We start from the raw sequence: 11,448 nt of genomic DNA, 5'->3' as shown, positions 1-11,448 counted from the left end.
GGATAAAGCATGTTAATGGTTTTAGGTTTGTTTGTGTTTGAGCGCCGCACGCTGCCCTATCAGTCCATGCAGTATTCGAAGGATTACCGCTGGGCGTCAAACGACCGTATCGGCAAGCCACCGGCTTACCAGTATCTCGGGGAAGGGGAAACCACGCGCACGCTGTCGGGTGTCCTCTATCCCGAAATTACCGGCGGACGTCTGTCACTGACCGCCATCGAGCTGATGGCAGACGAGGGGCGAGCGTGGCCGCTGATTGACGGAACGGGCATGATCCACGGTATGTATGTCATCGACAAAGTGACGCACACGCACACCGAGCTATTCAGCGACGGAGCGGCGAGAAAAATCGAGTTTAGCCTTTCGCTTAAGCGGGTCGATAAATCGCTGGCGGCCATTTATGGCGACCTGAAAACGCAGGCCGACAATCTGGTCACGTCTGCCGGTGACTGGCTGGGAGGGCTGGCAGGATGATTACAGGAATGGATATTCAGGCCGGGGCGAAGATTGCCCCGGCGTTTATGCTCAAGCTGGATAACGAGGATATCACGCAGGATTTTAGCGACCGCCTTATCAGCCTGACAATGACCGATAATCGCGGATTCGAGGCCGACCAGCTCGATATCGAGCTCGATGACACCGACGGCCAGATAGCTTTGCCACCGCGCGGCGCAACGTTGACGCTGTGGTTAGGCTGGCAGGGATCCGCGCTGATAAAAAAAGGGACGTTCACGGTCGACGAAATCGAGCACCGTGGTGCGCCAGATACGCTGACCATCAGGGGGCGCAGCGCCGATTTTCGCGGGTCGCTGAACTCGCGCCGGGAACAGTCATGGCATGACACCACGCTCGGGCAAATTGTGGAGGCGATTGCGGCACGCAATAAGCTGACGGCGAGCGTGGCTGACACGCTGAAAGCCGTCGCAGTGCCTCACATTGACCAGTCGCAGGAATCCGACGCGGTGTTTCTGTCCCGTCTGGCTGACCGGAACGGGGCGGCGGTTTCGGTAAAAGCGGGGAAACTGTTATTCCTGAAAGCGGGGAGCGGTAAGACGGCCAGCGGGAAGCCCCTTTCGCAGATGACGCTTGAGCGCGGCGACGGCGATCGTCATCAGTTTGCCATTGCTGACCGGGAAGCCTATACCGGCGTTACGGCGAAATGGCTGCACACCAAAGACCCGAAGCCGCAAAAGCAAAAGGTTAAGCTCAGGCGTAAGCCCAAAGAGAAGTATCTCCGAGCGCTGCAGCATCCGAAAGCGACCAAAGCCCCGGCAAAGGCCAAAGCCAAAAAAGAGCATGAAGCGCGCGAGGGCGAGTATATGGCCGGTGAGGCTGATAACGTGCTGGAGCTCACGACGATTTATGCGTCAAAGGCGCAGGCCATGCGCGCCGCTCAGGCGAAGTGGGACAAGCTGCAGCGAGGTGTCGCGGAGTTTTCAATTTCGCTGGCTATTGGCCGGGCAGATTTATTTCCTGAAACGCCAATCGCGGTGAAAGGCTTTAAGCGCGTCATAGACGATCAGGCGTGGATAATCAGCCGGGTGGTGCATAACCTCAACGGGAACGGCTACACGACGGGCTTAGAGCTTGAGGTTAAGGTTTCGGATGTGGAGTATGAAAGCGAAGAGGTGACACAATAAAAGTTGTTTATGTGTTTGATATATAAGATTTTAATGGCTAAAATTGGCGCATCAAAAACGTTCTGAGGTGCTCGCCATGTTTCACTGTCCAAATTGCCATTACGCCGCCCACGCTCGCACTAGTCGCTATTTTTCTGACACGACAAAAGAGCGTTATCATCAATGCACAAATATCAATTGCAGCGCTACGTTTGTCACCACTGAAACGATAGAGCGCTTTATCGTTTCGCCGGGGGTAGTAGTGCCAGCGGCACCGCATCCGACATCATCAGGACAGCAACAAATGCACTGGCAGTGACCAAAAAAAACCCCGCAAATGCGGGGGCTTTAGTTTCCGATGATTATTCAGTGAACGTCAGCAACGTGCGAAGAGCGGTCGATAGTATTTTTTTAGGTGTTGAACTCACGTTCTGCCTGCTCATATGTGCTATATAATTTGTCAACACGACCAACTAATTTCATTCCACCTTTGGTTGCCCTATCCGTCCAATAATGACCTTCAAGCTCTTCTACTGGAGAACCGTGAATTTCTAAGGCAAAGGAACCGTGGTGAATTTCACTTCTAACACCTTGAAGTTCAATTTTTGGTTCATTTCGGTAAACTCCAACAAGTTTAAACAAGTCTTCATCTTCCTGCTGTTCTATGCTGTGAGCTACCAATACAGACTTAGATTCCTTTGTCATCAATCTCAAACTAAGAAATGTTAAAGATTGTCTTATGACTGCATACCCATAGACTGGTGCCACTCCTTCGCCAGTTTCAGGATTTATCCAGCTACTTTTCAATTCAACCTTCCAAGTTCCTCTTAAATCTGGCCTTTTAACATACCAACCTTTAAATAATTTCCATGACCAGAGGTATTTGTTAAACAAGGCGACAAACAGAGTTATAACACCAACAACCGTACTAAATGGTTTTACAAAATCGGCACTGAGTACTGGCATGCCTTGAAACCATAGAGCAAGTAACCACACTGCGATCGTGAAACCAATAAACGATGATATATGAAGTCTAGTTAGCATTATTCGTAACCTATGTAATCCCAAGCATCACTTAAGAACTGGTGAGCACTCTCACGGGACCACGGCTGAGAGCTTCTGAAAAGATACTTAAGTTCGTTCACTTCACCCCACTCAGAGCATTTTTCCTGTGACAAAGTATTATTGAATAGCTCTGCGAGTACATGCCTTACCATGGGTTTGAAAGATTGATGTTCAAAACATGAATTTGATGCATTGAACACCAAGCTTTCAATGAGAAAGCTCGGCGCATCGTTTGCTGATTGAATACCTTTTGACGCCATCTCGTTAGATAGATTCTTTAATATCCGAACGACTCTTTTAAATCTTCTTGATGTAGACGTATTTTTTGAAACGCCATTTTCGTAATGTTGCTCTGGCCAATTTTTGACTCTAGGAGGGGAGTAATCATCTGGTATCATCTCGACTCCAGAAAGATAAGAGGTAGCCGTAACGTATCGACGATGCTCAAAAAACGCAGCCACATCTGAATCTACACGGTATGTATTCGATTTTATATCAAAAGCTTTAGTACCGCGTGTCACGGCAGCTCTTCCGAACCAAGCTACAAGCGCCTCTTCTAACTCACTTTTAAATGTCGCATATTCATAGGTTGCGGGAGCGAAACTTTTTGCAAGCTCCATTTTAACGTTGTCATCAGGGTACTCAGGAAAAAAAGTATCGAAACAGAGAACTCCAATATCTACATCGCTATATCGCCTTACATTAACTCTGTTTCTGTAAGAGCCTTGCGCAAATACTTTGATGTTTCGCTTTTTTAACTTATCACTAGCCTGAATTGCTTGCCTTATTTGCCTCTCGGCGTTTTCCACTCTTTCTTGCTCCGTTGCGCTTGGTCCTTGCGACCAAGTTGCAAATACCGATTCCCAATCTCTACTCACGAGTATTCCTTATGTTGAAAGGCAACTAATATCGTAGTAAACAGAATTTGTTTATCACATTAAGCGCAGTTCTCTCCAATGATAGGACTATACCTCTTCACCTACTTTTTGATCAACGGGGAGCAGGTCAACTTTGGTAGTGATTTCTGAAAATGTAGATAAATGTCAACTTTCGCCTCTAGCCCTCAGCAGACGGTCAAAAGCATACTTAAACTGACTTAATGTTTTTCAAATAACAGCACTAGTTCAAACAAAAGCCCCGCATTCGCGGGGCTTCTTATATCGACGTGGTCAACATGTGGACGTGACCTGAAATAAATCCTTTTATTTCATTGAGTTGAAGATTTTAAAAAAGCTCCTGAAGGAGCTTTTTTTATTATGTTTGACAACCCCTCATCGGTTAGTTGTATAGTGCAACTAAATGATGAGGGCACAACATGCACAGCGAAACCCCGGTAGTCAGTGTTATTCGACGTTCCTCGCGCCTGATGGTGCGGGAGTTAGGTTTTATGGCCTCGACCCTGGCCTCAACGAATTACTCACCGTCTGCCGTCCATACCCTGGTCGAAATAGCCCTACGCAAAGAGACGACGGCGAGTCAGCTGGTGCAGCTGCTGGGCCTGGATAAATCCAGCGTCAGCCGGATGCTGGCTCGCCTGATTGCCGCGGGCGAACTCGAGGAAGTGACTTCACCTGAAGATGCGAGAGCGAAGAGTCTCAGGCTGACCGCGAAAGGTCATGAGACGGTCAGTAAAATTAATACCTTTAGCAACGAGCGCGTGGTCTCAGCAATAAAAAGTCTGGCTCCTGCGCAGCAGCAGACCATTTCTGAAGGACTCTCCCTTTATGCCAACGCGCTGCTGGCGTGCCGTGAGACGGGTAGCGACATGCGCCCCGACGAGCTCACGATAGTGCAGGGATATATTCCCGGCATGATTGGTCGTGTCGCGGAGATGCACGGGATCTATTACGCGCGCGAGCATCATTTTGGCCGTTTTTTTGAGGCCAAAGTGGCTACGGGAGTTGCGGAATTTAGTGACCGCCTGGATAAGCCATGCAACCAGATCTGGCTGGCGGTGATGAACGGCAGGATATTGGGGTCAGTGGCGATAGATGGCGAGGATTTAGCGCCAGGTGAAGCCCATCTGCGCTGGTTTATTCTCGACGATGGCTGCCGGGGACACGGGGTGGGGAAAAAACTGCTGACCGAAGCGATGCGCTTTTGCGACAGCGTAGGTTTCTCTGCCGTGCATCTCTGGACATTCAATAAGCTGACCGCCGCACGGCGTTTATACGAATCGTTTGGATTTACGCTCGTTAAAGAGTGGGAGGGCGATCAGTGGGGAACCCTTATAACGGAGCAGCAGTTTACCCGGCGCAGAGACGCGTAACTTCCACCATAAAAAAGGCTCCTTTCGGAGCCGCTTTGGTTTCAGAACACTTTCTTATACGGTCGAACCGTCACTTTCGCATACACACCTGCGGCAACATACGGATCTGCGTCAGCCCATGCCTGAGCGCTTTCCTGAGATTCAAACTCAGCAATCACGGTGGAACCGGCAAAACCGGCGGCGCCCGGATCGTTGCTGTCTACTGCGGGCATTGGGCCAGCGGTCAGTAAACGGCCTTCATCCTGGAGCAGCTGCAAACGTGCCAGATGCGCAGGGCGCACAGACTGGCGTTTTTCGAGCGAATCAGCAACATCTTCAGAGTAAATCACGTAAAACACGGCGAAGCTCCTTAACCGGTAAAAGTGTCAGTTACGTTATGTGAAAGGGCAAACGACTGCAATGTAAAATAAAAACAATGTTAACACCCTGATCTGAATGCGCCTTTTTTGGCCTCTCATGCGCTAAAGTTGCGCCAGAACAAAGTGTCTTATTGAATATGATTGCTATTTGCATTTAAAATCAGTGTTCGGTTTTTTAACGTTGATGATTATGACTTCGATGACCCTTGATTTACCTCGCCGCTTCCCCTGGCCGACGCTGCTTTCTGTCGTGATTCACGGTGCTGTTGTGGCGGGTTTGCTGTATACCTCGGTTCATCAGGTTATTGAAATGCCCGCGCCCGCGCAGCCGATTTCGGTGACGATGGTATCGCCAGCGGATCTCGAACCGCCGCAGGCTGCACCTCCGCCACCGCAGCCGGTGGCTGAACCTGAGCCAGAGCCCGAGCCTGTTCCGCCGCCACCGAAGGAAGCGCCGGTGGTGATCCACAAGCCTGAACCGAAGCCAAAACCTAAGCCGAAGCCAAAACCGGTGAAGAAGGTCGAGGAGCGTCCGAAACGCGAGGAACGTCCGGTTGAACCACGTGCGACCCAGACGGTCGAGAATGCGGCGCCTTCGCGTCCGGTGATGAATAACACCGCAACCGCGCCTAAGCCGACAGTCAGTGCCCCTGCGGGCCCGCGCGCGCTGAGTCGCAACCAGCCTCAGTATCCGGCGCGGGCGCAGGCCTTACGTATTGAAGGCCGCGTACGGGTTAAATTTGACGTCACTGCCGATGGCCGCGTGGATAACGTGGAAATCTTGTCCGCTCAGCCTTCCAATATGTTTGAGCGCGAAGTGAAATCGGCGATGCGCAGATGGCGCTATGAAGCCGGAAAACCGGGCAGCGGACTGATTGTGAATATTGTTTTCCGCCTGAACGGCGGGGCGCAGATGGAATAAAAAAAGCCTCCTGATGGAGGCTTTTTTTTTGCCTGTCAATCAGGCCTGCGGAAGTTGACGGGGTTTTCCCTCGCTATCCACTGCAACATAAATAAACAGCGCTTCAGTGGCCTTATAACGCTGTCCAATGGGTTCAGAAGAGACTTTCTTAACCCATACTTCGATGTTGATTGAAATAGAGGTGTTGCCGCGTTTGACGCAGCGCGCGTAGCAGCAAACCACATCTCCCACCGCAACCGGGCGCAGGAAGGTCATGCCGTCCACTCGCACAGTCACCACGCGCCCGTGGGCAATCTCTTTTGCCAGAATTGCGCCGCCCATATCCATCTGCGACATCAGCCAGCCGCCAAAAATATCGCCATTGGCATTGGTGTCAGCGGGCATTGCCAGTGTGCGTAAAACCAGTTCGCCCTGCGGGGCGTTAGTTGTTGTCATTGTTTTAACTCGTAACGGAAGACTTCAGGCGGGATGCTACTATGATTTCACAGCGGAGAGAATAGACCAGAACGCCTGTCGTAGACGTTCTGGTCAGTCGTTAATCAGTGGTTGTCATCCTGGGGCATATGACGATAGATGTATACGCCGCTTAACAGCGTGAAGATAAGGGTCAGCGCGGTCAGGCCAAAGACCTTGAAGTTGACCCATATATTTTGCGGCAGCCAGAAGGCGATATAGATATTGGCAAGACCACAGAGAATAAAGAAGACCGCCCAGGCGATATTCAGACGGGACCAGACTTCCTGAGGCAGCGTCAGCTCTTTGCCCAGCATGCGCTGGATCAGCGGCTTTTTCATGACCCACTGGCTAATTAACAATGCGCCCGCAAACAACGCGTAAATAACGGTTACTTTCCACTTAATAAATTCATCATTGTGGAAGAACAGCGTAAGCCCGCCGAACACGGCGACCAGGACGAACGTTATCAGCGCCATCTTTTCGACTTTACGATAGCGAACCCAGCTGTAGATCAGAACAACAGCCGTTGCAACGATCAGCGCAGTGGTCGCGGCATAAATGTCATACAGCTTATAAAAAGCAAAAAAGACCACGAGCGGTAAAAAATCAAGAAACTGCTTCATTCTGTGATTCCATCTTCTGAACGGGGCGGGTGGCAGCGATGCCGCCCGCCTCAGGATTACTGACGAATTAACATATACAGGCGGAACAGATAGACCAGCAGTATCGCTGAAATCAGATTGCTCAGCGTATTCGCCACTACCGCGCCAACATTGGGCGTTAATACCGCAAAATTCGGTGCAAACAACAGCAGGAGCGTTTTGGCGAGCAGCCAGCCGATCACGGCGGGAGCCACCAGACGCATATTCGCCCATGCCAGTCTGATGCTGCTGCGCATCGCGGTAAAAATCCCCATCTTATCCTGCACCACCATCACAGGCGCAAATGAGAGCACGATAGCCAGTAATACGCCCGGCACCACGACCAGCATAATCCCCATTTGCACCAGCATGGTGGTTAAAAAGATCAGGATAAACAGCTTAGGTAAGACTTGCGCACTCGCACCAATCGCCCGTAAGGCGCTGACCCGGTGACCCGCCGAGACCAGCTGAATCATCAGCAAAACGCCGCCCGCCAGAACCGCATTACCAATCAGGCCTGAGAACGTTGACGCGGCAGACGCCCGCAGCAGAATCTGCTGCTGCTCCGGCGTCATGTTTTGCACCAGTTCAAACAGCCCCACGCTGCCGGCAAGATGGTCGCCCTGGCTCAGGCTGGCAATCTGTTCTTCACTCGGTGAGAAGGCATGGCCCAGCACCACCGTGATAAAGGCACATAGCAACGCGATCAGTAAAAAGGTTATGAACTGATTGCGGAAAAAGTTTCCCGTGTCACGGTAGACAGACTTCGCCGTGATAGACATGCACTCTCCTTGAGTATTGCAGGTGTTAATTAGCCGGCAATTGTACACCGGATGCACCTGCTGTGGCAGCATCAAGGCTTGTATGGAAAAGCATATCTTTGTAAAGCGGCGGTAATCCAACGCGCGCCCGGGCGCGATTGCAGGCTTCGTTGACCTGCCCATCTTCCCCCGACATGGCAAATTCCCGGCACGGGCTGGGCCGATCCTCATAAATGGAACATCGGGTAGAGACCCCTGGCTCACCCTGTAGCGCTACGCAGCGGGCCTGCTTTTGGTTTGTGCCGCTCATGCAGCGCAGAAAGGGCGTTAACGGCTCAGTAAGATGAACCGGAACGGTACCGCCGCCATCGCTGGCTTCGGCCCAGTAGAAAGAGACTCGAAAATACGCACAACAGGCTCCGCACGTCATGCACGGGTTGATATCACTCATGGCACACCTGCAAAAGAAGAACGCATCAAATCAACTTGTGAGAGCGATAAATTATCCAGCCGTCAGAGGAAGAGCAAGAGGGGAAAAAGGGAAAATTTTGTAACCGTGAAATGCCAAAAATTGACATGGAAACAACTTATCGCTTTTGGACGCGTAACAAAAAATTAATCCAGATCAATGAATGTTAAGTTACTGGTTTTAATGTGATCTGTAGCAGATCACTTATTACTCATTTGTGAGTATATTCTCATCCGCGATTAAAACCACAACGATGGAGCGGATATGAAAAAATTAGCGGTGGCAGCCCTTGTATTAAGCAGTCTCTCTGGCGGCGCGTATGCGCATGAAGCAGGCGAATTCTTTATTCGTGCCGGTTCGGCTACGGTTCGCCCGACTGAAGGATCGGATAACGTGCTGGGTATGGGCGGTTTTAACGTCAGTAATAACACCCAGTTAGGGTTAACGTTCACTTATATGGCGACGGAAAACGTTGGTGTTGAGCTTCTGGCTGCAACGCCGTTCCGTCATCGCGTGGGTCTGGGCGCAACCGGTGATATCGCTACGGTTCACCATTTACCGCCAACGCTGATGGCGCAATGGTACTTTGGCGATGCCAGCAGCAAGGTGCGTCCTTATATTGGCGCCGGTGTGAACTACACCACCTTCTTCGACGAGAAGTTTAACGATACCGGTAAAGAGGCCGGTCTGACTGACCTCAGCCTGAAAGATTCGTGGGGTATGGCGGGGCAGGTCGGTCTGGACTATCTGATTAACCGCGACTGGCTGATTAACGCCTCGGTCTGGTACATGGATATTGATACGGACGTACGCTTCAAGGCGGGCGGTCAGCAGCAAAGTATCAATACTCGCCTGGATCCGTGGGTGTTTATGTTCTCTGCGGGTTATCGTTTCTGATCCCCCGTCAAACTGGCCACAGGGTGGCCAGTTTGCTTTGCTCACTTCAAAACGACGGATAAACCGGCCGCTCATCAAGCTTTACGCAGTGCCTCAGGATATTTTCCCCATCATATAAATAGCTGAAAGCGTCGCTGGACAGGGAATGAAAAAGAATATCGCCGTTGGCAAACGGGATGATTTCAGTATCTCCCGCACGTTTATGTCCCGCACCGGTTTCAAAATGACCGTGCCATCGCTCCTGGGTATGGTCATAAACGTGCAGAATGACCTCGACAAGTCCTCTTTGCGGACAATTAAGGCGCAGGAAGGTAGAAGAGAAATTCAGGGGCAGCGCATGGAAGGGAATTAATAAGGCGAAAACCAGTAAAGCTCGTAAATACATCAAACCGCGAAAACCTCCTTCAAAAGGGAAGTGAGATTTTACTTAAGTCAAAGATCGCGTTTTTGCCGTGGATCAAGATGTCTTATAATTCAATGCGATAAAGGCCCCTCGCGAGGCCCTTAGCGATCATTTTTGAATCAAATAGCGAATGGTCGGGCCATCCTGCTGGATATCCAGCACCGTGTAGCCGTGGTTTTTCGCATCCAGCGGAATGTTGTTGATGGACTGCGGACAGTCGCTGACCACTTCCAGAATTTCCCCTTTTTTGAGCTGCGGTAGGGCTTCAAGCGTGGCAACAGCCGGATAAGGGCAGGGTTCACCAACCATATCCAGACGGTAATCGGGCACGATCTCTTTCATGCAGCATTCTCCTGGGTTTCTGTTTTAACACTCGCACGACGGAAGAAGCGTTTCTCCTGCGCGACAACCAGTAAAAAAGCGACCAGCAGCAGGGCGTAGGTAACGAGCAGGCCGCCGAGGGGGCCGAAGGTGCTCAGCAGGTTGACCTTGTCCCAACTCGTGGCAAGCGCCGGAGACAGATCGTCCCAGAAGTACGCCAGGATCGTCGAGCCGATAACATTTCCCAGTCCTACCCACCAGTAATGCACCTGACCTTCAACGGCGCGGTACATCCAGCCGGTTTCGCATCCGCCAGCCAGTACGATCCCGAAGCCGAACAGCAGGCCGCCAATCACCGCGTTAGGACCGGCCCACATGATTTTCGGTTCGACGCCGAGCTGAACATAGCTGAAGATACCGATGGCGCTGACCGCCATCCCGGCGATAATCGCCTTCGCCATCATCGTCCGACCGGTGATCCACATATCGCGAAACGCGGAGGTAAAGCAGATCTGCGCGCGTTCAATGAGCAGACCAAAACCCACGCCGAACAGCATCGCCAGGCCAAGTTTGGGCTGGTTCATCGCAGTGCACATTGCCCAGGCGACCATAGCAAAAAAGACCAGCATACCGAGGCGGAAACGGCGACGCGCCTGAGAGGGCTTTTGGGTTAACGGAGACGCTGCGCTGACTTTTGTCATTTTCACCGGAATGCGGAACAGCGGCAGCAGGGTAAATTTGGCACCAAAGTAAGAGCCAATCGCCGTGGCGACAGCAAAGAACCAGGCGTGAAGCGAAAACTGAGGAATCCCCGTAAAGAAAGCGGCAAGGTTACAGCCCATCGCCAGACGGGCCCCAAACCCGGCAATGATACCGCCGACCACAGCCTGCATAATACGAATACGGCTTTTGGGCATACGTAACTTAACGTTGTTTGCCCACAGCGCCGCCGCGAAACAGCCGCCGAACATGCCGACGATCATCATCCCGTCGATGCGGGTAAGCGGTGTGCCGTCCAGATGAATGAGTTTAAAGTAACCCCACTCTTCGGTATGCACGCCAGCGAGCTGCAGCAATTGACCACCCCAGCGGGTGAACTCGCCGGTCACGGCCCAGAAGGTGCCGGTAATGCCGAAATAGTAGGTAGAGAGAATGCCCGCCGCGATAACGGCCGGAACAGGTGACCAGAACTTAACCAGGTAAGTCTGTTTGAAGTATTGCCATGACATGAATAAGCCTCTGAACTCAGAAGGATTAAAGATAAAA

Annotated in this window: 17 protein-coding genes; 7 read left to right on the top strand and 10 right to left on the bottom strand. The window is 51.5% G+C overall.

What is annotated here, in order from left to right; genetic code table 11:
- The first annotated feature begins 9 nt into the window (after positions 1-9).
- The 3 genes from EnteroDNA1_RS04485 (at position 10) to EnteroDNA1_RS21630 (ending at position 1,938) form a co-directional block, all read left to right on the top strand.
- Positions 10-474, top strand: coding sequence for a phage tail protein (locus EnteroDNA1_RS04485; protein WP_023333118.1), 465 nt, complete (start codon positions 10-12; stop codon positions 472-474).
- Positions 471-1,640 (top strand): phage late control D family protein, encoded by a 1,170-nt coding sequence (locus EnteroDNA1_RS04480; RefSeq protein WP_069302929.1) that lies wholly within the window; start codon positions 471-473, stop codon positions 1,638-1,640. The genes EnteroDNA1_RS04485 and EnteroDNA1_RS04480 overlap by 4 nt, the downstream gene beginning before the upstream one ends.
- A 76-nt stretch (positions 1,641-1,716) precedes the next feature.
- Positions 1,717-1,938 carry a DNA-binding transcriptional regulator gene (locus EnteroDNA1_RS21630; protein ID WP_071891554.1) on the top strand — a complete coding sequence of 74 codons (222 nt, stop codon included), beginning with the start codon at positions 1,717-1,719 and terminating at the stop codon, positions 1,936-1,938.
- Between the two features lie 92 nt (positions 1,939-2,030).
- On the opposite strand, the gene EnteroDNA1_RS04475 is transcribed toward EnteroDNA1_RS21630, so the two are convergent.
- Both EnteroDNA1_RS04475 and EnteroDNA1_RS04470 read right to left on the bottom strand, forming a co-directional pair.
- Entirely contained in the window at positions 2,031-2,585 is a 555-nt protein-coding gene (locus EnteroDNA1_RS04475) for a hypothetical protein (RefSeq protein ID WP_197506918.1), read from the bottom strand.
- A gap of 77 nt (positions 2,586-2,662) precedes the next feature.
- Positions 2,663-3,562 (bottom strand): nucleotidyltransferase domain-containing protein, encoded by a 900-nt coding sequence (locus tag EnteroDNA1_RS04470; protein ID WP_069302927.1) that lies wholly within the window; start codon positions 3,560-3,562, stop codon positions 2,663-2,665.
- A gap of 437 nt (positions 3,563-3,999) precedes the next feature.
- On the opposite strand from EnteroDNA1_RS04470, the gene EnteroDNA1_RS04465 reads away from it, so the two are divergent.
- Positions 4,000-4,953 (top strand): helix-turn-helix domain-containing GNAT family N-acetyltransferase, encoded by a 954-nt coding sequence (locus EnteroDNA1_RS04465; RefSeq protein ID WP_064672657.1) that lies wholly within the window; start codon positions 4,000-4,002, stop codon positions 4,951-4,953.
- A 41-nt stretch (positions 4,954-4,994) separates the two neighbouring features.
- On the opposite strand, the gene EnteroDNA1_RS04460 is transcribed toward EnteroDNA1_RS04465, so the two are convergent.
- Positions 4,995-5,291, bottom strand: coding sequence for a YciI family protein (locus EnteroDNA1_RS04460; RefSeq protein ID WP_023312090.1), 297 nt, complete (start codon positions 5,289-5,291; stop codon positions 4,995-4,997).
- A 220-nt stretch (positions 5,292-5,511) separates the two neighbouring features.
- Here EnteroDNA1_RS04460 and tonB point away from each other — a divergent pair, with 220 nt between their 5' ends.
- Positions 5,512-6,234, top strand: a complete 723-nt coding sequence (gene tonB, locus EnteroDNA1_RS04455; RefSeq protein WP_058841307.1) for a TonB system transport protein TonB — start codon at positions 5,512-5,514, stop codon at positions 6,232-6,234.
- 39 nt (positions 6,235-6,273) lie between these two features.
- Here tonB and yciA read toward each other — a convergent pair whose 3' ends face one another.
- The 4 genes from yciA to EnteroDNA1_RS04435 form a co-directional block, all read right to left on the bottom strand.
- Positions 6,274-6,669 carry an acyl-CoA thioester hydrolase YciA gene (gene yciA, locus EnteroDNA1_RS04450; protein ID WP_008502796.1) on the bottom strand — a complete coding sequence of 132 codons (396 nt, stop codon included), beginning with the start codon at positions 6,667-6,669 and terminating at the stop codon, positions 6,274-6,276.
- 104 nt (positions 6,670-6,773) lie between these two features.
- On the bottom strand, positions 6,774-7,313 hold the full coding sequence (locus EnteroDNA1_RS04445; RefSeq protein WP_047647550.1) for a septation protein A: 540 nt from the start codon (positions 7,311-7,313) through the stop codon (positions 6,774-6,776).
- A 56-nt stretch (positions 7,314-7,369) separates the two neighbouring features.
- Entirely contained in the window at positions 7,370-8,113 is a 744-nt protein-coding gene (locus tag EnteroDNA1_RS04440; protein ID WP_064672656.1) for a YciC family protein, read from the bottom strand.
- 25 nt (positions 8,114-8,138) lie between these two features.
- On the bottom strand, positions 8,139-8,543 hold the full coding sequence (locus tag EnteroDNA1_RS04435; protein WP_021240310.1) for a YkgJ family cysteine cluster protein: 405 nt from the start codon (positions 8,541-8,543) through the stop codon (positions 8,139-8,141).
- Between EnteroDNA1_RS04435 and EnteroDNA1_RS22440 the strand changes: the two genes are divergently transcribed.
- Complete coding sequence (locus EnteroDNA1_RS22440; protein WP_166670513.1) at positions 8,436-8,711, top strand: hypothetical protein; 276 nt, start codon at positions 8,436-8,438, stop codon at positions 8,709-8,711. The genes EnteroDNA1_RS04435 and EnteroDNA1_RS22440 overlap by 108 nt on opposite strands.
- A 114-nt stretch (positions 8,712-8,825) precedes the next feature.
- A complete protein-coding gene (gene ompW, locus EnteroDNA1_RS04430; RefSeq protein ID WP_023312086.1) occupies positions 8,826-9,458 on the top strand; it encodes an outer membrane protein OmpW in 633 nt (210 codons plus the stop codon).
- Between the two features lie 46 nt (positions 9,459-9,504).
- Here the strand turns inward: ompW and EnteroDNA1_RS21625 are convergent, their stop codons facing one another.
- The 3 genes from EnteroDNA1_RS21625 to yedE all read right to left on the bottom strand — a co-directional run bounded on the left by EnteroDNA1_RS21625 (position 9,505) and on the right by yedE (position 11,411).
- Positions 9,505-9,843, bottom strand: a complete 339-nt coding sequence (locus EnteroDNA1_RS21625; RefSeq protein WP_071891551.1) for a hypothetical protein — start codon at positions 9,841-9,843, stop codon at positions 9,505-9,507.
- 126 nt (positions 9,844-9,969) lie between these two features.
- The gene (gene yedF / locus EnteroDNA1_RS04420) at positions 9,970-10,203 is read right to left on the bottom strand and encodes a sulfurtransferase-like selenium metabolism protein YedF (RefSeq protein ID WP_003856774.1); all 234 of its coding nucleotides are present in this window, start codon (positions 10,201-10,203) and stop codon (positions 9,970-9,972) included.
- The gene (gene yedE / locus EnteroDNA1_RS04415; RefSeq protein ID WP_064672654.1) at positions 10,200-11,411 is read right to left on the bottom strand and encodes a selenium metabolism membrane protein YedE/FdhT; all 1,212 of its coding nucleotides are present in this window, start codon (positions 11,409-11,411) and stop codon (positions 10,200-10,202) included. The genes yedF and yedE overlap by 4 nt, the downstream gene beginning before the upstream one ends.
- Between the last annotated feature and the right edge of the window lie 37 nt (positions 11,412-11,448).

The sequence above is a fragment of the Enterobacter sp. HK169 genome (assembly GCF_001719105.1).
Lineage (GTDB): Bacteria > Pseudomonadota > Gammaproteobacteria > Enterobacterales > Enterobacteriaceae > Enterobacter > Enterobacter asburiae_B.
Note: the sequence above shows the minus strand (reverse complement) of the source record. Positions and strands in the feature narration are given on the sequence as shown.

Coding starts and splice junctions, on each gene's coding strand:
- yciA (WP_008502796.1), bottom strand. CDS start 6,669: ATGACAACAACTAACGCCCCGCAGGGCGAACTGGTTTTACGCACACTG.
- yedE (WP_064672654.1), bottom strand. CDS start 11,411: ATGTCATGGCAATACTTCAAACAGACTTACCTGGTTAAGTTCTGGTCA.
- EnteroDNA1_RS21625 (WP_071891551.1), bottom strand. CDS start 9,843: ATGTATTTACGAGCTTTACTGGTTTTCGCCTTATTAATTCCCTTCCAT.
- yedF (WP_003856774.1), bottom strand. CDS start 10,203: ATGAAAGAGATCGTGCCCGATTACCGTCTGGATATGGTTGGTGAACCC.
- EnteroDNA1_RS04440 (WP_064672656.1), bottom strand. CDS start 8,113: ATGTCTATCACGGCGAAGTCTGTCTACCGTGACACGGGAAACTTTTTC.
- tonB (WP_058841307.1), top strand. CDS start 5,512: ATGACCCTTGATTTACCTCGCCGCTTCCCCTGGCCGACGCTGCTTTCT.
- EnteroDNA1_RS04485 (WP_023333118.1), top strand. CDS start 10: ATGTTAATGGTTTTAGGTTTGTTTGTGTTTGAGCGCCGCACGCTGCCC.
- EnteroDNA1_RS04445 (WP_047647550.1), bottom strand. CDS start 7,313: ATGAAGCAGTTTCTTGATTTTTTACCGCTCGTGGTCTTTTTTGCTTTT.
- EnteroDNA1_RS04465 (WP_064672657.1), top strand. CDS start 4,000: ATGCACAGCGAAACCCCGGTAGTCAGTGTTATTCGACGTTCCTCGCGC.
- EnteroDNA1_RS04475 (WP_197506918.1), bottom strand. CDS start 2,585: ATGCCAGTACTCAGTGCCGATTTTGTAAAACCATTTAGTACGGTTGTT.
- EnteroDNA1_RS21630 (WP_071891554.1), top strand. CDS start 1,717: ATGTTTCACTGTCCAAATTGCCATTACGCCGCCCACGCTCGCACTAGT.
- EnteroDNA1_RS04480 (WP_069302929.1), top strand. CDS start 471: ATGATTACAGGAATGGATATTCAGGCCGGGGCGAAGATTGCCCCGGCG.
- EnteroDNA1_RS22440 (WP_166670513.1), top strand. CDS start 8,436: ATGAACCGGAACGGTACCGCCGCCATCGCTGGCTTCGGCCCAGTAGAA.
- EnteroDNA1_RS04435 (WP_021240310.1), bottom strand. CDS start 8,543: ATGAGTGATATCAACCCGTGCATGACGTGCGGAGCCTGTTGTGCGTAT.
- ompW (WP_023312086.1), top strand. CDS start 8,826: ATGAAAAAATTAGCGGTGGCAGCCCTTGTATTAAGCAGTCTCTCTGGC.